Raw genomic sequence first — 23,859 nt, 5'->3', positions numbered from 1 at the left:
AGGTGACTCGTATGTTGCATAATTGGGCGAACACATTCATATTGTTGGCATTTTATAATGTCATCCCTACCATTTTTGCTTTTTCCCCAAAAGTAATTGTTCCTCAATGGCAACAAACAGCAATACCTTCATTATTCGACACCCATTTAAAAAACAGCAGGACGAAATAATGCAGTTGTTAATTACATTAGCTGGTATCGTAATACTGGTTCTATGTGCAGTGGCGCTTTCTGATAATAGAAAAGCGATCAATTGGAGAACCGTTGGTGGTGCTTTATTCTTACAGGCAAGCTTTGCTGCTCTTGTATTATATGTACCCATTGGTCAGAAAATGTTAGGTGCAATGAGTGACGGTGTCGCTGGTCTTCTTAGTTTTGCTGATGTAGGTATTAATTTTGTTTTTGGTGATTTAGCTAATATTCAAAAAAGCGGTTTTGTTTTTGCCATTCGTGTTCTCCCTCTTGTTATTTTCATTAGTGCTTTAATTTCCCTCCTTTATTACTTTGGCATTATGCAATGGGTAATTAAAGTTTTAGGTGGTGGAATTCAAAAATTATTGGGTACGAGTCGCGCAGAATCTTTAGTTGCTACAGGTAACATTTTCCTTTCTCAAGGTGAGTCACCTCTTCTTATTCGTCCATTCCTTGCAAAAATGACTCGCTCTGAACTGTTTGTGGTAATGACCTGTGGTATGGCATCAGTTGCGGGTTCCGTATTAGGTGGATACGCTGGTTTAGGCGTTGATCTTAAGTATCTTATTGCTGCAAGTTTTATGGCGGCACCTGGCGGTTTGCTAATGGCGAAAATTCTTGTACCTGAACAAGAAACGCCAATGGAACAAACTGATATTGAAATGGCAAAAAGTGAGCACAGTAATGCCATTGACGCATTAGCTGCTGGTGCAATGAATGGTATGAAAGTATCCGTTGCGATTGGTACTATGCTGATTGCTTTTGTTAGCGTAATTGCAATGGCAAATGCGGGTCTTGAAGGGGTAGGGCATTGGTTAGCAAGTATCACGGCAACGATTGGTCTTGACTCTTTATCACATTGGTTCGGAACAACACCGTTAACTATGCAAGCGATTTTGGGTTACATTTTCTCGCCACTTGCTTTTGTTATCGGTGTGCCTGCTACTGAAATGATGAAAGCCGGTACTTTTATTGGTGAGAAGCTGATTCTTAATGAATTTGTTGCTTTTATGGACTTTGCTGCGATTAAGCAGACTCTATCAGAACATACACAAGTGATTATTACTTTTGCGTTATGCGGTTTTGCTAATATTGGCTCTATTGCTATTCAGATTGGTTCAATTGGTGTTATGGCGCCAGAGCGTCGTGGTGATGTTGCAAAACTAGGTATTAAAGCAGTTCTTGCTGCGACATTAGCTAACTTAATGAGCGCTGCTCTTGCTGGTATTTTTGTTTCGTTATAAGCGCTATTAACAGCATAAAAATTTATTGCCGTGGGGGTTGCTCTGCGGCTTTTTTATACGTTTTTTTAATTAAAATTCTTATCTTATTGTTATGTAATGATTCTTAATAAAGATTAAAATAAAGGGGGCTTTGATTTAGTCGATAAAAATTAAAATATAGAAAGATTTTATGAATAATTCCCTTGTCACCATGAGTATCGCCCCTTATCATTGCCAAGACCTTATTTTTGTACATTGTTTTTAGGTATTATGTTTCTGAGTTTTTTTCGTTTTTTGATATTAAGTATTTGCTTAGGAGCTGCGTCATTAGCTTCGGCGTCTACGCATATTGACGAAAATGTTCAGTTACATGCAATACAACATACGGTTATTCAATGTGATGACATGCCGTTGCAATCACATTCTGTGATTTTTCATTTGGAAAATGCACAATTTAATTGCAAGCATACTCAAGCAGTTAATCACTCTTCTGATAAAGAACACCCATTAACACAAACACAAAGCGATAAAAGTGTTGGTTTGCCGGTCTCTGTTAATAGTTCAAAGTTAGTGTGGAATTTCCCAATTCCTAATCCAAATAGAAATAGTGATAACAATAAACATCATCGTATTGAATTTAGTGATTACAATATTGCTTTAGGGACATCAAGTCGCTTATTAAATGCGCTGCATCTTAATCCTGAAGAAGTCTCACCTGATTATCGATTAGCGTTTGAGTTTCCTATTCTTACCGCTGTATCACTTACAGTAGGATATGTAGAACCACTGTCACCAACGGTTGAGTGGGTACTTAAAACTAAATCATCTTCGTCACGTATTTCAGGTTGGAAAGAAACAAATCTGATCTACTCCCAGTATGGCGAACAACGTCAAGTTGTCTAAAATATTATTTATTAGTTGGAAATTTCACTTCGACTAGTAGTAATACCCTTTCAAACTATTTAATAAATATATTAATAATCATCTGATTATTAAATTCTATTTATCGTTCCTGTAATTATATTGATCCTTTTGAATTGATCATATTGATGAGTATCTTTAACAAACTCTTGTTATAAAGGTATAATTATAGGTGTTCTATCGACTGCAACAGGCTGTCTGTTGCAAGGTACATGGCTAAAAATAATGAGAAAAAAGAATACTAAACAGATTCTGAATCATTACGCAGCATGGAAATATGTTGTGTTAATTGTGACAGTTTCGATAATGTTATTAAGCGCTATTCCAACGTGGTATGGCGAAAATGCAGCAGTGCAAATCAGTAAAAAAGGCGGTGTAATGCCAACACCTTTTGAAATTCAGAAGGTGTTAAAAGAGCACGATATTGATCCGCTAAAAATTGAACAAAAGCCTGATCGTACCATTGTTGTTTTAGATAGTACTAAGCAACAAACAGATACTAAAGCTGCATTAAATACACTGGTAAAAAATGAAGAGCGTTTAACGCTAGCATTAGAGCCTGCAGCGCCAATGTGGCTACAAGATATGGGTTTTGAGCCAATCAAGTTAGGTCTTGATCTTCGTGGTGGTGTTCAGTTCCTGTTAGATGTTGATGTTAAGCAAGTTTACAAAAACCATGCTCAGCAGTTAGCTGATGACTTACGCATTGATTTCCGTAAGCAGGATATTCGTGGTGGTCGTGCTGAACTTAAAGGCATGGATGAAGTTATCGTTCGCCTTCCAAGTGAAGCTGCAAATGATAAAGTTCGTCAGTTTATTCGTGAACAATATCCACAATGGCAAGCAACTAATGGTTCAGGTGATAACCTAGTTCTTGCTCTTCGTGAAAAAGAAAAAACAGATCTTCGAAACCTAACCGTTCAGCAAAACCTACAAACAATGCGTAGCCGTATTGAAGAGCTAGGTATTACTGAAGCGTCAGTTCAGCGTCAAGGTGAAAACCGTATCCGTATCGAGCTACCAGGTGTTCAAGACCCAGCTGCTGCGAAGAACGTTATCGGTGCAACGGCAAGCCTTGCTTTCTACGCTGTGAAAGAAGAAGGTACAGGTAGCACAATGATCCTACCTGACAAGAATGGTAATCCTATACGTGTTAGCCGTAAGCCTGTTCTTGGTGGTGATCATATTGTTGATGCACGTGCAAGCTTTGGTGAAAACGGTACGCCTGAAGTAAACATTACGCTTGATAGTGCTGGCGGTAAGATGATGTCTGACTTCTCACGCATGAATGTGGGCAAGCCAATGGCAACGTCTTACAGTGAGTACAGCCGTAATGCGAAAGGCGAAACAGTACAAACTAATAAGATCATCAGTGTTGCAACTATCCAAACACAATTAGGTAGTCGTTTCCGTATTACGGGTGCAGGTTCATTAGAAGATGCGCAGCAACTTGCTCTACTTCTACGTGCTGGTTCACTTACAGCGCCTGTAACTATTGTTGAAGAACGTACAATAGGTCCAACACTGGGTGCTGAAAATATTAAAAATGGTTTTGCCGCTCTTGCACTAGGCTTAGGTGTAACACTGCTCTTTATGGCTGTGTGGTACCGTCGTCTAGGTTGGGTTGCTAATATTGCACTTCTTGCAAATATGATCATGCTTTTTGGTCTATTAGCGTTGATCCCAGGTGCGGTATTAACTCTACCAGGTATTGCTGGTTTAGTATTAACCGTCGGTATGGCCGTTGATACCAACGTACTTATTTTTGAACGTATTCGCGATATGATCCGCGATGGTCGAAGCATGGCTCAAGCAATTGACCGTGGTTTCAGCAGTGCATTTGGTACTATCTTCGACGCTAACTTCACAACGATGATCACCGCTGTTGTGCTTTATTCTATTGGTAATGGTCCAATTCAAGGCTTCGCATTGACGTTAGGCCTTGGTCTATTAACAAGTATGTTTACTGGTATTTTCGCTTCTCGAGCCATTATTAACTTGGTTTGGGGTCGTGATTCGCGTCGAGATGTAAGGGTTTAACGCAATGAAAAATTGGATTATTAAAAACTTAACCAAATTGCGTTATATGACAGGTATTGTCTCTATCGCTTTAATGGTTATTTCTATTACCTTTATCTGTGTTAGAGGTCTTAACTGGGGCTTAGACTTTACTGGTGGTGTGGTCAGTGAAGTTCAGATGGACAGCCAAATCACTAACAGTGAAATAGCGCCATTAATGGATGCAGGCTTTAACCAAGATGTTGTTGTTATTGCTGCAGATGAACCAGGTCGTTGGGTATTACGCTATGCAGCACCAGCGAAGGGCGTCCAGTATCCTGAGATCACTAAAGTGCTTGAACCACTACATGCAAATGTACAAGTGCTAAATACCAGTATCGTTGGTCCTCAAGTTGGTGCAGAGCTTGCTGAGCAAGGTGGCCTAGCATTACTCGTTACTATGCTATGTATCTTAGGTTACTTGAGCTACCGTTTTGAATGGCGTCTAGCTGCTGGTTCATTACTTGCGCTATTACACGATGTTATCTTAGCGGTTGGTTTTTTTGCGATGACACAAATGGAGTTTAACCTAACGGTACTTGCTGCAATTTTGGCAATTTTAGGTTACTCACTGAATGACTCAATCGTTATTGCAGACCGTATTCGTGAACTATTGATTGCAAAGCCAAAGCAAGATATTGAAGCGACAAACAACGAAGCGATTATCGCAACGTTCTCGCGTACTATGGTGACATCAGGTACAACATTAATGACTGTAGGTTCACTATGGTTATTAGGTGGTTCGTCACTGCAAGGTTTCTCTATTGCGATGTTTATCGGTATTTTAACAGGTACTTGGTCTTCAATTTCTGTAGGTACATTATTACCTGAATTCTTAGGTTTGAAACCTGAACATTACCAACCGAAACCAGTAGCTGAAGAGCCTTAATCGGATAATGTAATATTGTAAAAGCTGCCTTTAGGTAAATCTTAAAGGCAGCTTTTTTTTGCAATAAATGTGATGATTAAAGCAAAAATGGAAACAATAAATTAACACTTTATTGAATAGTGAGCCAAAATTAATTAGCTGAAGTATTCATTGATAGGAGGCGTTTAATGATAAATAAGATCGCCGTTGTATTTGTTGTTTTGACGCTTGTTGGCTGTACACATACTGCTAATAACGGTATTCGCTTTTTACCTGAAAGATATGTCAGTAATGTTCAACACGACAGTATTTATTATTACGGCTATAACCAAGGATGTGAGTCTGCGCTGGCTCAAAGAGGTAATTTGAGTGCTGATTTTAAGAAAGACTCGACATTAGACGCTTCAAACTCTCATTTTAATAAGGGGTGGGGTGATGGCATGTCAGCGTGTGCGAGTGGTGAGATGAAAGTTATTGATGTTATAAATGCTAATAAGTTATCGATTTAAAGCAGCAAGCACTACGAAAACTGTATTATTTATAATGTGTGACTTATATCAAGTTGTTTTATAAAATAGCTTGGTGAAAGAAAATAGATGTATTAATCTTCTTTTAAGAAGGAAACACCAGTATTTAGGTAAAAAAAAACAGATCAAATGATCTGTTTTTAGAGTGAATAATAAGAAAGCCTAGCCGTAGTATTTCTTAATCGTTCGTGTTTCCTTTGTTTATGCTGCTTTTGCATCAATAATAGAGATAACTTCTCCATTATCAAAATTGATATCGGCTGCAATGTTGATTTCAGGTAGCAGTAAATAGGCATTATTGGTACCGTCTTCTGCTAAAATTTCAACAATAACATTTAATTGATTTTCTAGAAAATCAGTAAAGTGTGTGATTTTGCAATCAATGTCAGAAATATGCAGTTTTTTATAACGCCCTTTTGAATCATGTACCCAAGTAGTGAAGTTGTGTGATTCACTTTCCATTTGATATATAAAATCTGCTAGATTTCTCATAAAATTTCCTTATGTTGATCAATATAAAATATTGATTCACACTTTCATTATGTACAAAAAACTAAATTATGAAATATAGTCCTGAAATTTTTTATGGATAATGTGATCAGAAATTATATTTAAGGTAATTATTACTTTTATCAACATTTATTATCATGTTATTTGTAAAATGTACCATGGAATGATTTCAATTATATTTCATATAAACATCAAAAAAGCATTCCAATATGGAATCATTATTGGTGTAAGGGATTCTTTGTGGTTTTTAAATAAAAATTATTTTTATTGCGCTTATTGTATGCATATTTTTGTTATTTAATACTGATGAAAGAATTATATATTAATTGAACGTTTGGTAATCAATATCGAATCAAAATTATTTTTATGTCGACTAGCTATCATTCTCTAAAAAAGGTGAGTGAAATTATTGAATGTTTAACCAGATGTGATATGAGTGAAAAGTTGTCTCATTTATAATCAAAATTCGCTATTATATGCTGGTATATAATAGTTACTTAATTGGTTAATTATGTCTAAAACAGCAGTAAAAGTCATACAAAAGGTTACATGGATAGGATCGATCGCCAATATTACCCTCGCATTTATTAAAATCACTATTGGTAAAATGACAGGAAGTCAGGCACTTATTGCCGATGGTGTACATAGTTTTTCTGATTTAGTAACGGATACTGCAATACTTATAGGCTCTCGTTATTGGACTGCACCTGCTGATAAGGAACACCCTTATGGGCATGGGCGTTTTGAAACCTTAACTAATATTTTTATTGGTATATTGCTCGCTCTTGTTGGTATTGGTATTGGGTGGGAATCACTGACATCTATTAGTGAGCAGTCACATAGTCAGCCAGGTATGTTGGCGTTTGCAGCTGCAGTTATCTCAATTGTTGTTAAAGAAGTGCTGTATCGCTGGACTGCAGTTAAAGCAAAAGAAATTAACAGTCGAGCATTACATGCCAATGCATGGCACCACCGTTCTGATGCGCTTAGTTCTCTTCCTGTCGCTATTGCAGTTATTGCTAACTATTTCGTACCTGAACTTCACTACCTTGATCAAATTGCCGCGCTAATTGTTACAGCTATGATTTTAAAAGCTGCAGCTGAAATATTATGGCCTGCAGTACTTGAAATCACAGAAGCAAAAGCTGACGCTGATATTGAAAGTAAAATTCAAGCGTATGCGGAAGAAGATCCTGATATTAAAGAAGTGCATGCCATTCGCAGTCGTCGTACTGGCAGCACAATTTTGTTAGATTTTCATTTACTTGTCGATCCTGAAATGAGCGTAGATAAAGCTCATATGATTGCTGAAAATTTTAAAATGCACTTACTTGAAGCGTTAGATGAAGTGGTTGATATCATTATTCATATTGAACCATTTAACTGCCAAGAACGAATATTAAATCCTTGCTGTGATGATTGTGACGGTGATACACAGTCAGCTTCTAAATGATAAATTCGAAATAAATGAAGAGGTGATGTTGTGGAACATTACCTCTTTATATTTTTAACATATGTATCATTAGCAAGATTCTGACATCACTTACAAACTAGAGTTAGGCGTAAAAGCTATAGTTATTATAATTTAGCTGAGATTTATTGGTGACGTTATGCCTTTAATATCGATTAAAGCATTACCATTTGAGCCATATATTGAAATAGACAGTGTATTAAAATCTTTGTCAGAGCAAATAGCGACTCAGTGCAAAATAGGTCGTGAACATATTATGATCACTTGGGAGTGGTTGAGTCATGAGCATTATGTCCATCAGGGTGCTGTAGTTGATAACCAACAACAGCAAAGTCATCCTGTTTTAATTGAACTAGTAGCGCCTAATTATTATTCACATGAAAATATTATATTCTTAATGGAATTGATTGCGGTGGATATATCTTCAAATCTACCAATTCATCAAAATAATGTATTTATCAGCTATACACCTGCTTATAGTGATGGAATATATGATCAAGGTCATGTGATTAACTGGGAAGATAATGAATAAGCGGCTAGATCTATTTACTGAGTGAGATAGCAAAGCCGCTATTAATGATTAGATAATAACGTTTTTAAGCCATGAATTAATATCATGTAGTACGTTATTATATTTTTCCTGCTCTATTATTAATGCTGCTACAGCATTATTTATTGTGGTTGTATTATACTCAATGCCAAGTAATGTTTTTTCAAGTAGTTCAATAGGCGTAGGGTCTAAGCTATCAGTAAACGCTTTTACTGAAATAATATGGCCTTTTTTAACATCCAGATGAAGCTCAATACCTCCCCAAGAAAAACGTTCATCAAGAGAATGCATAAACTGTGGTGTATTACCAAAGTTCCAGTCCCAACTTGCTTGCTGTTGGTATTTTTCTTTAAATCCAGGTAAGTCTGGCAGGTTTTCTGGTGAAATATATTCAAGATCTACATGTTCACCGTAATGGGCAAAAAAAGAGGCTGTAATTGCTTTACATACACTTTCATGGTCTATGTTTGGAAGGAGTTCATTTAAGTTGATAACGCGAGATCTTACCGATGTGATCCCTTTAGCCTCAAGCTTCTTTTTATCTGGATTTAAGTAATTAGCTAAACGTGTTAAATCAGCATTTAATAAAAGGGTACCATGATGAAATCCACGATCCATTGTCTCTCTATATGCTGAACCTGAAAACTTTCGCTCACCATTTATTGTTTGTACAACAAGATCGTTGCGACCTGTTGCCTTTGCATTAATTCCAAGCTGTTTTAATGCAGACAATACGATCTCTGTTGAGATGTTTTTGTCATACTTGGGTTTTCCAGCCATAAAAGTGAAATTAGTATTCCCTAAATCATGAAATACAGCACCACCACCACTTTGACGGCGAGCAAGAGTGATCCCATCCTGCTCCATTTTTTTTGTGTTACATTCTTTCCAAGGATTTTGAGCACGACCAATCACAACTGTATCTGCATTGCGCCATAAAAAAAGAACCTGTTGATCTGCTGGCATATTTCGAAAAATAGCGTCTTCAACTGCAAGGTTAAACCAAGGCTGTGTTGATTGAGAGATAAAAACACGTGTTGTTATGGACATTTAACAGACCTGATCAAATATAGATAATGTAGTAAATTTACAGGCTAACGTCATGGAGGTAAAGCAGAGGAATAATCTATTTCTATTATCCAGAAAGGCAAGGTTTGGCTTATATTGCTAATTTAAACAAAAGTAATAGTTAAAAAAAAGCCAAATCATATATTATAAACTGGAAGAATATATGATTTGGGAATAATGTATATGTTTCTCTATAGAGAATTTTAATGCATTTTATTGCTTAAAAGCAGGATAACATTGCAAGTTATCAGAATATATAGCTATTGTTGAAAGGTAAGGTTGATAACATAAATGTTAATTTTCTAACCTATTCTTATAAAGCGTAGTTAAAGAATACTGACCTGAAAAGCAAATAATTAAAAAAGTGGAGATGAGTGCATGGCTAAAACCATGCCTCTAATTGTGATATCAATTTACTGCTGGCTAGTTTGGGCAGAAGGTGTTGTACTTTCAACTTGTGTAACAACATCATAAGTGATGAAGTAACCAACAAGTAGAATAAGAGGAAGAAATTTAAACCACTTTTTCATTTTAATATACCGATAGTAAAGATAGCTTCTCACCATACCATGCAAAAATTTACGATAAAGAGCTATAAATGAAAAGTTAGGTTTCTTATGGCGATCATATTATGACCTTTATTACTCTTCTATTTTTCTATACAAAAAAGCCGAACATTATGTTCGGCTTTGCGTTTTAATGCGGTTATTTGTTAGAAATAGAGGCGTACAACTGATTCCGCAACACACCCAGGACGACGACATCCTTCAATTTCTACTGTAATTTCTTGCACAATTTCCAAACCGCGTTTAATTGGCGTGACGGATTGAATTTTAGTACGAGCACGCACATTTACGCCTGATTTTACAGGATAAGGAAAGCGAACTTGATTTAATCCATAATTCACGGTCATTTTTGCGGTAGGAAACTTTTGATTATTAGGATCGACACTATCCGTTAATACCGATAATAATGACAGCGTTAAAAATCCATGAGCAATGGTTGTTTTAAAAGGTGATTCTGTTTGTGCGCGCTCTGGATCAGTATGGATCCACTGGTGATCTTCAGTGACATCAGCAAAATGGTTAATACGTGACTGATCTACTGTTAGCCACTGCCCAACATGAATTTCTTCACCGAGTGTTTCTGTTAAGGTGTTCATTAGCTTTTCAGCTTCAGGATGCATCTCAATGGGATCTGGCTTTTCTACTTCCATAGCATTGCCATTAGCTACAGAAACTAAGTTATGCTCTTTAACCCATGAGGCAAGATGGCTGTTGTTTGCTTTGTTTAAGAACTCAACCCAGTAATCTCGGATTGTTGGTGATAGCCAGTCTTTAAACTCAAACTGGTGATGCGCTAAGACTTCACGCTTACGTTTGATAAAATCGACTACTTTTTCTTTCATAGAGCATAACCTTCGTTGATATAACCCACTGTATAGGGGGCGCGTATTTTAGCGATAAATTACATTCGCATAAACAGTTTTGTGTTTCGTGTCGCATAATAAAACTCATCCGATGAGTAGATTTTAGTTAAATCAATGAAGTAGCGCAATCTATTAATATGAACCCCTGTGTTAAGTTACATTTTATTTAGGGAATTTAACCAATAAATTAATGACTTAGTAGTAAAGCAATTATGTTAGAAAATATTATGACTCTGCTTTTTGTCATAAATATATCCTTTCATTGTAGTAAAAATTTCATTTTGGTTTGCCAAAGTGTAGCGGTTTTTATTTATGTTAAGGATCAACTGTGAAAAAGCCATTACTTACCACGCTCTTAATCTCATCGTTATCAATACCTTTTAACTATGCTCATGCAGAAAACTCATTTGATATACATTTAGTGGGGCGCGCTTTGCTTAATACTGAATCGCCAGAAGGTGCGGCAGAAATTGTTGCCTATCAAAGTAACAAAAAAAGAATTTTCGCAATTAATGGCTCTGGTTCGACATCAACAGTAGAAATTGTTGATGTTTCTAATATCCCTTTTAAAAAACTCGAACTAACACCTGAAGGTGTTGTTAACGATAGCAATTTAAAATCGAGCTATACGATTGATTTAAATAAATACACAGCAGGAAATGCCAATAGTATTTCGATTGCGGAAAAATCATCACTAGCCGCTGTTGCTATGGCAGCCAATAAAACGGGTGTAAAAGGTGTTATTGCTTTTTATGATATCAGTAAAGATGCCCCCCTGTTTATAAAGAATGTTGAGGTGGGTTACCTACCGGATATGGTGACATTTACTCCGGATGAAACCAAAGTTGTCATTGCCAATGAAGGTGAACCGTCAGGAGATTACTTAACTGATCCTGTGGGCTCAATTGGTATTATTACTATTAATAATGGCAAGGTAGCAGATAAAGCAGAATTACTTGATTTTACTTCTTTTAATGATCAACAAATAGAATTAGAAAAGCAGGGTATGGTTTTTTCAAATCCTAATGGTCGAATCATTAAAGGTATGAAGATTACGACGACTGTTGCTCAAGATATTGAACCCGAATATGTCACTGTGTCGAAAGATAGTAAAACGGCTTATGTGTCGTTGCAGGAAAATAATGGTATCGCTATTGTTGATTTAGTGACAAATAAACTCACCTTACAAGGTTTAGGTTTCAAAGATTGGTCTAAGTATAAGATGGATGCATCTGATAAAGATGGTGGGATCAATATGAAGGCTTATCCGGGGCTTTATGGCATGTTCCAGCCTGACACTATTGCAAGTTACAGTGTTGATGGAAATAACTATGTTGTGATTGCCAATGAAGGTGATGGCCGTGAGTATTTCTTTGGTGCTAAAGATGAAAAGTCTTGTAAAGCACAAGGTGGCGTCGATTTTGATAGTAAAGATGGCTGTATTTCATTTGTTAATGATATTCGCGCAAAAAAATTATCATTAGCGCCTAATTTTGATTACTTGAAAAATGATAAAACAGATATTGGTCGCCTTAAAGTTAATCCTCAGTTAGGTGATAAAGATGGCGATGGTAAATATGAAGAGCTATATACTTTTGGCGGACGTTCTTTTTCTATTTTAGATAGTCAAGGCCAGATGATTTTTGATTCAGGTGATGAGATTGGGCAACTAACCGCTAAAATTCACGGTAAAGCATTTAATAATGATGAGGATGAAAATGCAGGTGATGCACGATCTGATGCTAAAGGTGCAGAACCTGAGGCACTAACTGTCGGTAAAGTGGGTGATAAAATATACGCTTTTGTTGGTTTAGAGCGTATGGGCGGAATAGTTGTTTATGATATTACTGAGCCGCGTAAAGCGCATTATGTTGATTATTTTATTAACCGTGGCGTTGGTGAAGGTAATGACATTAGTGGTGATTTAGCGCCGGAAGGCATGACTTTTGTTGAAGCGAAAAATAGCCCAACTCAAAAACCATTAGTGATTATTGGTAATGAAATTTCTGGCAGTATTGCAGTTTGGGAAATCTCAGCTCAGTAATTATTTATAAATAAAAACGCCGGTATCTTTTTCTTTTGAAGTTAAGATATCGGCGTTTACCCATTACTTAATTAAGTAAGCTACAAGAAATTGCTTGTTAATTTCCTGCTTTTGGTTGATTTACATTACCTTCACGGAGTGATTTCAATACGGCATCTTTTGGACCATCAGCTACAATACGACCTTGCTCCATAACAATCAGTCGGTCAACGATATCAAGCATACTGGTTTTATGAGTGATTAATATTAACGTTTCTTCAGGACTCATATTTTTAAGTTGACGCTTTATATACATTTCAGAACGATTATCCATGCTACTTGTTGGCTCGTCCATAATCATAACTGGCGGGTTGGATAGGAACGCGCGCGCAATTGCAATTGCTTGTCGTTGACCTCCAGAAATGGCATGACCACCTTCACCTATCTGTTTTTCTAAGCCTGCTGCGTCATGTTGCGTAAAGGCTGTTACACCTGCACGCTCAGCTGCTAACAAGATTTCATTATCACTGGCTAATGGACGACCTAATGTAATATTGTCACGAATTGAGCCAAAAAATAATGTGATATCTTGTGGAACACAGCCAATATTTCGGCGAATATCAATATGATGGAGTTGGTTAATATCAGTATCATCGATTAACACTGAACCTTCAGTTGGTCTATATAACCCCATTAACAAACGCTCTAAACTTGTTTTACCTGAGCCTATACGACCAATAATCGCTACTTTTTCACCAGGGTTAATGGTGAGGTTAATATTTTTAAGTGCAGCATTTGTAGCATTGGGATAAGCAAAAGAAACATTATCAAATTCAATCTTACCGCGAATAACAGGGCGATGAATGTAACGTTTACCGTCTTCTTGCTCCAATGGCATTGCCATCAACTGCTCTATCACGGTCATTGCAGATTTTGCTTGGTTATATCGGGTAGAGAGCAGGGCAAGTTGTACCATAGGACCTACTGCTCGTCCGCTTAACATAGTTGAGGCAATCAATCCCCCCATCGTCAGATCACCGTTAGCAATCAAATATACACCCACAACAATCATCGCAACTGAAACAAATTGCTGCAAAAAACCTGCGGTATTTTGTACCGAGTCTGTCAAACGACGTGACTTTAAACCCCAGTTTGACATGTGGGCGACAGCTTCTTCCCAGCGGTATTGAAATTGGCTTTGCGCACCAAACATTTTTACTGTTTCTAAACCGGATAAGCTTTCGATAAGGTTGGCGTGTTTTTGTGAAGATAGACGCGAACCTTCTTCAATACTTTTGCGAAGTGGTCTTTGAATAAAGAAGCTATATGCCACTAAAATTAGCACAGCAATCAAAGGTACTAATGCTAAAGGTCCTGCCATTATGTAAATGATCAGTAGGAATAGCAGGGCAAAAGGTAAATCGATTAACGAAGATACCGTTGCCGACGTAAAGAATTCTCGAATAGATTCAAATTCTTGTAAGTGACGAGCAAACGCACCAACAGAAGCCGGTTTTGCTTCCATACGAATTCCCATGACTCGACTAAATATTTTAGCAGAAATCAAAATATCTGATTTTTTACCGGCAAGATCGATAAAGTAACTTCTCAATAACTTTAAAATTAAATCGAAAACAAAAATAACTGTGATGCCAATGGCTAGCACCCATAATGAATCAAACGCTAGGTTAGGTACAATTTTGTCATACACTAGTCGAGTGAAAAGGGGAGCTGCAATGGCAAAGATATTGATAAGAATTGAAGCAATTAAGACATCACGATAAATGCTACGCGATTCCCATAATGTACTCCAAAACCAGTGACCATCACGGGTCTTTAGAATTTCAGGTGAGCGTTCATCATAGCGGAAGCGCTTTTTAACTAAAAATAATCGCCCTGTATATTGAGCATTTAATTCACTTAATTTTATCCATTGTTCACTACCTTCATTTTGTGGCAGTACAACTTCGGCTTCGCCTTTTTCTTTATCAATACTTAAAACAACACATGCCTCTCCACCTTTAAGTAGAGCAATGACAGGAAAAAGAAGAGAAGAAATACTTTCTAATTCCAACTTTGTTTCTTTAGCTTGTAGTCCTGCTTTTTCTGCTGCACGAGGAAGAAGAAAAGGAGAGAGCAAACCATCAGTGAGTGGTAAATCTGCAACGAGCGCATCAGGTGAATTTGCCTGACCATAAAAACGGCTTATATATACGAGTGACTGAAGTAAAGGATCTTTCATTTTAATTCTCGTGATTCAATTGATCAGTAACAAAACCTTGGAAACCGAGGATATCCATCGCAGCTAATTTATCTTTCTGCTCTGCAGTTTCAACACGTGTTGCAATCGTGGTAACTGAAAGGTTATTGGCTGTACGCGTGATTGATTGAAGTACATCCGTTTTTATTTGATCATCGAGTTGTGATGTATAAGCAAAGTCTAATTTCACATAATTTGGGCGTAAGCGATTTAAATAACCTGCCGAACTAAAGTTATGTCCGTAATTGTCGATACCAAAACGGAAGCCATTTTGGTGTATGATTTCGCATAGTAAGGACGCATTATCAATTTGTTTGATAAAGCAAATTTCAGGTAATTCGAATAAAACGCGATTTTTAATTTGTTGTGAACTTTTTAATTTACTATTTAACCAACGAATGAAGCCGGTATCATTAATACTGCTTTGTGTAATGTTAATAGCAATGGGAACAGAAGTAGGGTTTTGCTCTATATAGCTAAATAATTGCTCAACAATGTAGCGGTCAAAATTAGCGCCTTCATTGAGTTGTTCAATTGCAGATAAGAATTGGCCCGCATTGAAACGCTGATTGTCTTTTTTAATATAAGCAAAAGCTTCTTTATGCAGTATTTGATTATCAACATTAATTGCTTTTTGGAATGTAAAGTGGATCAGTTTATTAGCAATGGCTTCTTCAACCAGTGCTTTCCATTGCTGTTTTCCTAATGTTAGCGTATCTTTTTTCTCGCTAGATTCAATCAGCGCGAGTGGCTCTTTGGGCTCTTGTCGTGCTTTGTTTAACGCATTATCAGCACTTGCCAATAATGTTGAAATTGTTTCATTTTCTGAGCAAATCACAATGCCGACAGCGGCATGTAATGGTGCAATGCCTAATGGATCTGAATTGAGATCCGATGTCATGTTAAGCATTTTTCGACCAGCTTCGATAAGTTCTTCTTTGGTTGCGTTAGGTGATATTAAAGCAAATTCTGATTGGTTTAGACGCGCAATGGTTACATCATCATTTGAGAGTTCTTTCAAGCGAGAAGAAACTTTTTGAACTAATTGGTCACCTACTTCATAACCGGATTGGGAATAGCTATCTTCAATATCATCCGCTTTTAGTAGTGCCATACCACCACTAGGCTTATGTGATAGCCAAGTATTAATTTTTGATAAAAGATAACTGCGGTTAGCCAAACCTGATACAGGGTCTTGATAAGCACGAATACGAAGGTTGTCAGCTTCTTGTGCTTGCTGTTCAAAATGACTTTGAAGCTGCTGATTCATAGAGTTAAAAGCGGTAACAACATCAGCTAACTCACGGGTACGTGGCGTTGGAAGAGAAGATGTAAAATGCTGTGTTGCCATCTCTTTTGCATTTTTTTGAATCTGCTTTAAAGGTTGCAATACTTTTTTTAGCACTAGAGACAAGACAATTGCACCAAATACTGAACAAATGATAAAACCCAGCATAAGTTGTAAGGTCGCTTTCCATAACTGCTGATAAGCTGTAGCAGGACTACTTGTTACGGTTAAATTAGCCAGTTGCATCCAGCCACTTGCAAGTGTTGTTGATTGTGTAATAGGTTCAATATGGATAAGGCTTTGGAACCAACTAGGTACACCGGCAATTGACTGGGGATACTGACGAACAATTTTCTTGTCAGAATCTAATAGATCTAATCTAACTTCATTGTAAAAACTTGAGTCAAACGTTGCACTTATGACAGACTCTGCAGCAACCATGTCTTTATTTTCAATATAAGGAGACAGGGCAAAACCGACAGAGCTTATTGCGTTACTTAATTCTGTAGATTGCTGTTGAACTAGATAGTCTTTAGTTGTATTAAACTGAATTGCAAAGACCGCACTGATAAATGCGAAGAATATAACTAGCATCCATAGTAAAAGCTGTCGGTAAAGGGTCATTGGTGTTCACTCGTTAATAAGTATTTTTAGGGCGGTGTAGGATTATTTTATTTGAACGATCACGAAGATCATTCCATAGGCTAAGTCGTGACGCTTTTCCTGCGACTTGGCTTTGCCCTCTCTTCTTCATTAGCCACAATTTGCTACCATTAAAACTGTAAATAGGTAGTAAATCTTTTCGTTGTGTAGCAGGTAAAATTTCACCTTTTAAGTTATCTAAAATTACAGGTACAGAAGAGGGAGTCGGGTAATAAGCAACAACCATATGAAATTGATTCAGTTCTAAAGCCTTTACGTAAATTAATCGAAGCTTTTTATCTGGTATACCTAATTCTCTTAATGCTTGGTATTTGGCGATACTAAAATCTTCACAATCACCGGCCCCTACACCTACAAATTCATAAGGCGTCGCCCAGTAATCTTCTTTGCCCCATAACTTTTCATCATTGATGAAAACAAACTGATTGAAAAAGTTATTAACAGCTCGAAGTTTTTGTTGTTCGTTTAAGTGTTGAGAATTTTGGATGAGTGCACGCCACGCAGTCGCTCGTTTACCTGCTCTTTCTCCGTAAAAGTGTTTTATTTTTTCGATCTGTTGCTTGTTCGTGGCAGCGAATACATTCACTGCCACGACTAAACACAGAGTCCAGAAGATTATTTTTTTCAACGTGGATTCTATTTATTAATTTTCACGAACGGTATAGATTGTCCATTCTTTCACAACGTTACCTTGAGATCCAACAACTTGCGCGACAACGCGACGGCTAAGTGTATTACTTTCTTCAACATCTGATGCTTTCACAGGATCGCTATCACCAAAACCAATCGTTTTTATACGAGACGGTGCAACCCCTTCGGTGATCAGCGCTTGTCGAATTGCTGCAGCACGGCGTTTTGATAGTGCGACGTTATAGGCTGCGCTACCCACAGGACTCGCATAGCCTTTTAGTTCAATATGTGTTTTTGGATATTTCGCTAAGAAGTCACTCATATTGCTAATATTTTCCATGTAACTTTCAGGAATTTCAGAAGAGTCATTAGCAAAAAGTACGTGAATATTATTTTCTTCAGAATTTTTAACAAATGTAGGGCAACCATCATTATCTACAACGGCATCTATTGGCGTATCAGCACAACGGTCACGCTGATTAATCACCCCGTCGCTATCTGCGTCAAAAAGATCTTTGGTTTGTTTTGCTATAGGAGGCTGCGGTACTGAGAGTGAACAACCAAACAACGACAAAGACAGTAAAGCTGTAATTATATATTTCATTTTTTATCCTCTTATTTAACAGACTTTGCCCAAGTTTCAGGGATCTCAACACGCATCTCATCAAGGATTAGACCGGTTGCATTAAGAACACGGTATTTTGCTAAAATACCGTCATATTCCGCAGTTAAATAAGCTTTACGTGCTTCAAATAATTCGTTTTCGGTGTTTAGTACATCAAGTAATGTTCGTTGACCAATTTTAAACTGTTTTTCGTATGCAATAACGGTACGTGCAGAAGCATCAACATGCTCTTGCAAGAACAGTTTTTGGTTTTTCGCTAAATCTAATGCGCTCCAAGATAAGCGAGTACCTTCTTCTAGCATGTGGTGAGCACGATCACGAATGTCTTTTGATTTGTTAATTTGATACGCGGCACGACGAGATTTCGCTACGTCACTACCACCGTTATACAAGTTATAACGCATTTTTAGCATTGCTTTTAGTTCGTCAGTTTTACCTTCAGAGCCATTTAAGTCATCCCCCCATTCTTGTGAGGCTTCAATACTAAATGATGGATAAAAGGTTCCCTTTGCCTGCTTGTACTGGTATTCAGCAGCATCAATATCATTAGATGCTACGTATACAACAGGGTTGTTTTTCTTCGCTTTTGCTAATGCATCATCTAATGACTTCGGAAGATAATTAACATCAACTTCAGGCTTAACAAGATCTTTAGGGTACTGGCCAACGATACGCACAAACTGGGTGATCTTGTCTTGTAAATTACTTTTTGCAGCTAATAAATTAGTATTAGAGCTTGCTAAGCGACCTTCGACCTGGGCTAAGTCTGCTGTTGAGCCAATACCTGAATCTGCGCGTTTTTTAATATCTGAGAACATTTTTTGGTGAACTTTTAAATTCGACTCTGACAAAGCGAGTACATCTTGAGCATGAAGAACATTTAGATATGCTTCTGTGCTCTTTAATGCTTTGTCTTGTGCATCAGACAGTAATTGATAACGCTCTGCTTCTGTTTCTGACTTATTACGCTGAATATCATTGTAGGTAATAGATCCATCCCAGATTAGCTGGCGGATATTGATTTTCGCGCTACGAGGCTCCGTTTCAGAATTAAGACTGGTATTGTTATAGTCGTTAGAGCCAACACCTGCTTCAAGATCGACACTTGGCAGATAGTCACCTTTTGAGGCATTGATCAATTCATGCTTACTTTGGAACTCATTGTAAGCACTCTTAATTTCAGGATTACTTGAAAGCGTTTCCGCCACTGCTTGTTCCAATGACTGTGCCATAACAGGCGCAGCCATACATTGAAGACCAATGAGAAGAGCAATTTTTTTAAATTTATATTTCATAGTCATTTTTTATTCTCTTAACGCGGTATGTTGCGCTTTGAGTATTGGTTTAAGAAGATAATCAAGTACAGAGCGCTTTCCTGTAATGATATCAGCGGTGGCCGTCATGCCGGGTATAATGGGTAGAGCTTCCCCATTAGGTCCTTTTAAGCTACTCGCATCGGTACGAATCCTGACTTGATAGAAACTGTTACCTTCTTTATCTTGGATTGTATCGGCACTGATAGTTTCCAGTGTTCCATGTAAACCACCGTAGCTAGTAAAGTCATAAGCACTAAATTTAATGATAGCTGGTAGACCGGGACGTAAAAAGCCAATGTCTTGAGGTGCAATTTTAGCTTCTATGAGTAAAGTATCTTCCGTTGGCACAATTTCCACTAATGGCATGCCCGGCTGAATAACACCACCTACGGTATTGACATGGATTTTTTGGATTGTACCCGTTACCGGTGAAACCACTGTTGTTCGTTTTACACGATCTTCTAAACCGATTTGGGTTTCACTTAAACTATTTAGTTTGTCGCTTGTTTCATTTAATTGGGCTTGAATATCAGAACGAAACTGTAAAGCAATATCGATGTACTTAAAGCCCGCTTCTTGAATGGCAGCTTGCGTGACAGGGATTTGCATTTTAGCTGAGTTTAAATCACGTTTAGTATCATTAAGTGAACGTTGCAATTTAAGTAATTCTATTCGTGGAACTACGCCTTCTTCAGCAAGTGGTTTTGTAATATTGTATTCTTTTAAAGCAATACCATAGCTGCTACGTAAGTTGCTAACACGAGATTGTGTTTCAGCTAATTCTCTTTCTTTTTGTGATGCTTGCTCAGAAGCCACTGAAAGCTGGTTCTGTAAATTATTTAACTTGTCTGTAAATTGATTGAGTTGGCGACGGACTAATTTTGGATGTGCTTTTGTAAAGGCATCATCAAAAACAGGAGGATTACGTTCAACAGTGACACTGTTTCGCCAATGCGTATTATCAGCTTTATTGCTTACAGTAACACTCGCAAGTAACGCATCTAAACGTTTATAGTCTGCTTGCATAGCTGCTAAGCTTTGCGTCTTTTCTTTAAAGTCAGATTTAAATTGCGTGTCATCAATTAATAGTAAGGTTTGTCCTTTCTTTACTTGTTCACCTTCTTTTACTAGCACTTTTTTTACGATACCGCCTTCAAGATTCTGTACTATTTGAAGCTGAGAGGAAGGTATGACTTTTCCGCTACCAGTTGTTACTTTGTCTAACTTAGCAAAGTAGGCCCAAATAAAAGCAGTAATAAAGAATAAGATCATTACCCACAGGATTACACGTGCACTTTTAGGTGTATTAAGCAATAAAGCTGCGGATTTATCATCCACAAATTCTAGATTATCAGTTGAAACAGATGTGTTTTTTTCGTTCATTACTTGTCCAAGTTAGCTACTTACTAAAGGGTAGTAGTAGCTAACAAATATGCTATTAATTTGTTGGAAAATGTTACTTTTTTGCGTTTGATGATAACGCTGTCTTATGGTCCTTTTGAGAATCAAATACCTATATTCATTCTCATATAGTGTTTCATATAGTATTTTAGTATAATTGTGATACAAATAATTACAAAGTTAAAGAATTATATCAATAAAGTATTTTTCCGTGGCATGTTGGATTATTGACTCAAGGCGTCTTTTTAATGATGTATTGTGTTTGATGGAAAAAGTTTATGTAAGTAATTGTTTTCAATTTTTTTGGTTGTTGATATTTGAAAACTGTATTTAAGTAAAAAATTAAGATTGAGGAAGTATGACTAGCGTTAATGGTAAGAATTTAAGTACGGTTAAGCCTATAAATGGGGATAGTTTTGTTCTTAAGTCCGGGGATAAAGTGCACCCACTTATCGATGAACATGCACTCCAGCCAGATGAAGTTCTTGTTGCGAATGGTGATGCAAAATTTATTATTATCAACAATGGCGTTGAGCAAATCATTAATCAATCGTGTCCAACTTGTACAATTATAACGTCTGAAGGAGCTAAAACTTCTGAGCTTAATGAAAAAATTGCTTTCAATTATGAAGGGGCTGCAAATACAACATTCGCTTCTGGTAAATTAAGTGATATTCAATCAGCGATTTTAAACGGTCAAGATCCGACTCAACTATTTGAAGCGCCAGCGGCTGGTAATGAATCTGCAGGTAGCGTTGGCCTTAATGGCTCATCATCTGCTGCTAGTTTTATAACGATTAATTACGATAACGATGCACTTTTAGCAGAAGCTGGCTTTGATACAGCTTACGATCCAAGTCGAAATACAGACAACCTAGATCCACTGGCTATTTTAGTCCCTGATGGCGGTGAACTAGGCTCTTTACTTATTACTGAGGGTGATCTCAGTGATAATACCTATCCTGTTGTTTCTTCAACGTCTATTTTTGTAGAGGCTGCAACGCTTCCTCTTGATACTTCATCGTTTTTTTTCGACCCTCTTACTATTAATAACGTTTTAAATGAATTAAACAGTCAGATCACCTCAGGCGGCAAAGCTGTTACTTTTATCTATGATACAGCAACGAACACCATCGTTGGTACGTTAGATGGTCAGCCTGTTATGTCTATTGCATTAGAAGCAACGTCAGAAAATGGGCGTGATGTAACTGTAACAGTGACTACTACGATTAATCAGCCAATTGACCACTCTGGTGATAATGCTTCTGGCTTAGTCAGTCGTGATGGTGATCAAATCAATATTGATGTTGCAATTCAAGCGACAGATAGCAGTGGTAATGCATTAGATAAGCCAATTAATGTTGAGATTGGTGTTATTGATGGTGCAAATCCCGAATTTGGTACTGATACTGGAGTGACTATTAATGAGAGTACTCAAGCGGATCAGGTTATTGATGGAAAGATTCCACTTGATGTTGGTTCTGATGCAATTGCGACGATTCATTTTAATGCTGAACAAGCAGGCTTAACGGCAATTACAAGTAATGGTAGAGAAACAACATTTACCGTTGATGGTAATGTTTTAACTGTTTTAGATGCATCTTCGCAACCTGTGATGGTGGTGACTATTGCGAATGATGGTACCTACACTGTAAAAGTGACTGGGCCTATTGACCAAAACAGTGACGATATCGCTAATATTAAATTAGATGTTACTGCGACAGATAAAGACGGTGATACGGCGCAAGGCGAGTTAAATATCATAATAAATGATGGCGCGTTAGCGGCTGGCGGTAAGTTAAGTGCTGAGGTAACAGAGCCAACCCTTGAGTCAGGGCATGATAGTTATACGTCAGCCGCGACAGCGGATGCTCACTTAACCATTAAGGCGGGTAGCGATGATTTAGTGTCATCAAGCTTAGCCATTGTTGATAAAGCCACGGTACTGAATTTCTTTAATGGCCACCTTGCGGGCAATAGCTTCAAGGGGCTGACCTCAGCGGGTGAAAAAGTCACGTTTGAGTTTAGTGAATCAGAGACGGGTAGTGGCACAGCGATTGTTTTAACCGGTAAGAATGTGTCAGGTCACACGGTTGTCACCGTGACATTAACCTCGACACAGTTAGCTGATGGTGATGTATCCGTAGCGATGCAGATTGCGCAGCATCTGCCGTTAGATGAGGTCACTACAGGCACTTATAAAGTGAATGAGCATTTATCTTTAACGGTGGATGACAGCCATTCTTTATCATTGACGTTACCGGTGCAGTTAACTGACACCGATGGTGATGAATTATCACAGCCGATTGATGTTAACGTGACCATCAAAGATGGCGCATCGCCAGTCTTTGGTACTGATGCTGCACTCAGTTACCAAGAAGTGGGTCATCAGACCCAAACGCATGAAAGTCATATTGATTTAACGTTAGGCTCAGACACGATTAAGAGTTTGAACTTTGAGTTAAGTGATGCAGCGAAAGCTACGTTAGCGGGATTAACATCGAATAATCAGGCAACGGAATACACCGTTGATGAGAATGTTATTCATGTCTTTACGGGCAAGGCATCATCGCCGGAGTCAGAGGTATTAACCATTACCATTGAAAAGGATGGTAAGTACACGGTGACGCAGCATCAGGCGTTAGAGCAAGACAATAAAGCCGGCGATAATATTCAGCTTGATTTAGGAATTAAAGCGACAGACTTTGATAATGACAGCACAAGCAGTGCGATTAGTATCACTATTCAAGATGGATCGTTAGCGGCCGGCGGTAAGTTAAGCGCTGAGGTAACAGAGCCAACCCTTGAGTCAGGGCATGATAGTTATACGTCAGCCG

The 23,859-nt window shown here is 37.7% G+C and carries 18 protein-coding genes; 9 read left to right on the top strand and 9 right to left on the bottom strand.

Annotated features, from left to right (window positions below):
* The first annotated feature begins 169 nt into the window (after positions 1-169).
* The 5 genes from I3259_RS06975 to I3259_RS06955 all read left to right on the top strand — a co-directional run bounded on the left by I3259_RS06975 (position 170) and on the right by I3259_RS06955 (position 5,770).
* Positions 170-1,435: a NupC/NupG family nucleoside CNT transporter gene (locus I3259_RS06975; protein WP_238028962.1), complete on the top strand. Its 1,266-nt coding sequence runs from the start codon at positions 170-172 to the stop codon at positions 1,433-1,435.
* 384 nt (positions 1,436-1,819) lie between these two features.
* Complete coding sequence (locus tag I3259_RS06970) at positions 1,820-2,317, top strand: hypothetical protein (RefSeq protein ID WP_238028961.1); 498 nt, start codon at positions 1,820-1,822, stop codon at positions 2,315-2,317.
* Between the two features lie 243 nt (positions 2,318-2,560).
* Positions 2,561-4,375, top strand: coding sequence for a protein translocase subunit SecD (gene secD / locus I3259_RS06965; RefSeq protein ID WP_238028960.1), 1,815 nt, complete (start codon positions 2,561-2,563; stop codon positions 4,373-4,375).
* Between the two features lie 4 nt (positions 4,376-4,379).
* Complete coding sequence (gene secF, locus I3259_RS06960) at positions 4,380-5,282, top strand: protein translocase subunit SecF (RefSeq protein ID WP_238028959.1); 903 nt, start codon at positions 4,380-4,382, stop codon at positions 5,280-5,282.
* A 167-nt stretch (positions 5,283-5,449) separates the two neighbouring features.
* Positions 5,450-5,770, top strand: a complete 321-nt coding sequence (locus I3259_RS06955) for a hypothetical protein (protein WP_238028958.1) — start codon at positions 5,450-5,452, stop codon at positions 5,768-5,770.
* A gap of 219 nt (positions 5,771-5,989) precedes the next feature.
* Here the strand turns inward: I3259_RS06955 and I3259_RS06950 are convergent, their stop codons facing one another.
* A complete protein-coding gene (locus I3259_RS06950; RefSeq protein WP_238028957.1) occupies positions 5,990-6,280 on the bottom strand; it encodes a hypothetical protein in 291 nt (96 codons plus the stop codon).
* A gap of 529 nt (positions 6,281-6,809) precedes the next feature.
* On the opposite strand from I3259_RS06950, the gene I3259_RS06945 reads away from it, so the two are divergent.
* The gene (locus tag I3259_RS06945) at positions 6,810-7,751 is read left to right on the top strand and encodes a cation diffusion facilitator family transporter (RefSeq protein ID WP_238028956.1); all 942 of its coding nucleotides are present in this window, start codon (positions 6,810-6,812) and stop codon (positions 7,749-7,751) included.
* A gap of 157 nt (positions 7,752-7,908) precedes the next feature.
* On the top strand, positions 7,909-8,301 hold the full coding sequence (locus I3259_RS06940; RefSeq protein WP_238028955.1) for a hypothetical protein: 393 nt from the start codon (positions 7,909-7,911) through the stop codon (positions 8,299-8,301).
* Positions 8,302-8,349: 48 nt separating this feature from the next.
* Here the strand turns inward: I3259_RS06940 and I3259_RS06935 are convergent, their stop codons facing one another.
* Both I3259_RS06935 and I3259_RS06930 read right to left on the bottom strand, forming a co-directional pair.
* The gene (locus I3259_RS06935; RefSeq protein ID WP_238028954.1) at positions 8,350-9,369 is read right to left on the bottom strand and encodes a lipoate--protein ligase; all 1,020 of its coding nucleotides are present in this window, start codon (positions 9,367-9,369) and stop codon (positions 8,350-8,352) included.
* 730 nt (positions 9,370-10,099) lie between these two features.
* A complete protein-coding gene (locus I3259_RS06930) occupies positions 10,100-10,795 on the bottom strand; it encodes a MaoC family dehydratase (protein ID WP_238028953.1) in 696 nt (231 codons plus the stop codon).
* 349 nt (positions 10,796-11,144) lie between these two features.
* On the opposite strand from I3259_RS06930, the gene I3259_RS06925 reads away from it, so the two are divergent.
* Complete coding sequence (locus tag I3259_RS06925; protein ID WP_238028952.1) at positions 11,145-12,860, top strand: choice-of-anchor I family protein; 1,716 nt, start codon at positions 11,145-11,147, stop codon at positions 12,858-12,860.
* 97 nt (positions 12,861-12,957) lie between these two features.
* Here the strand turns inward: I3259_RS06925 and I3259_RS06920 are convergent, their stop codons facing one another.
* From I3259_RS06920 to I3259_RS06895, 6 genes are read right to left on the bottom strand one after another with little or no spacing between them, the layout of a single operon-like run.
* Positions 12,958-15,081, bottom strand: a complete 2,124-nt coding sequence (locus I3259_RS06920; protein ID WP_238028951.1) for a type I secretion system permease/ATPase — start codon at positions 15,079-15,081, stop codon at positions 12,958-12,960.
* A 1-nt stretch (position 15,082) separates the two neighbouring features.
* Positions 15,083-17,011: an EAL domain-containing protein gene (locus I3259_RS06915; protein WP_238028950.1), complete on the bottom strand. Its 1,929-nt coding sequence runs from the start codon at positions 17,009-17,011 to the stop codon at positions 15,083-15,085.
* A gap of 13 nt (positions 17,012-17,024) precedes the next feature.
* Positions 17,025-17,654 carry a transglutaminase-like cysteine peptidase gene (locus I3259_RS06910; protein WP_275949781.1) on the bottom strand — a complete coding sequence of 210 codons (630 nt, stop codon included), beginning with the start codon at positions 17,652-17,654 and terminating at the stop codon, positions 17,025-17,027.
* 39 nt (positions 17,655-17,693) lie between these two features.
* A complete protein-coding gene (locus I3259_RS06905; RefSeq protein ID WP_238028949.1) occupies positions 17,694-18,284 on the bottom strand; it encodes an OmpA family protein in 591 nt (196 codons plus the stop codon).
* Positions 18,285-18,295: 11 nt separating this feature from the next.
* The gene (locus I3259_RS06900; RefSeq protein WP_238028948.1) at positions 18,296-19,606 is read right to left on the bottom strand and encodes a TolC family outer membrane protein; all 1,311 of its coding nucleotides are present in this window, start codon (positions 19,604-19,606) and stop codon (positions 18,296-18,298) included.
* 3 nt (positions 19,607-19,609) lie between these two features.
* Positions 19,610-21,004, bottom strand: coding sequence for an HlyD family type I secretion periplasmic adaptor subunit (locus I3259_RS06895; protein ID WP_238028947.1), 1,395 nt, complete (start codon positions 21,002-21,004; stop codon positions 19,610-19,612).
* A 376-nt stretch (positions 21,005-21,380) separates the two neighbouring features.
* Here I3259_RS06895 and I3259_RS06890 point away from each other — a divergent pair.
* Positions 21,381-23,859: retention module-containing protein (locus I3259_RS06890; RefSeq protein ID WP_238028946.1), on the top strand; the 2,479-nt coding region annotated here is incomplete at its 3' end.

The organism is Photobacterium sp. Ph5, from assembly GCF_022129445.1.
In the GTDB taxonomy this organism is placed as follows: Bacteria; Pseudomonadota; Gammaproteobacteria; order Enterobacterales; family Vibrionaceae; genus Photobacterium.
Note: the sequence above shows the minus strand (reverse complement) of the source record. Positions and strands in the feature narration are given on the sequence as shown.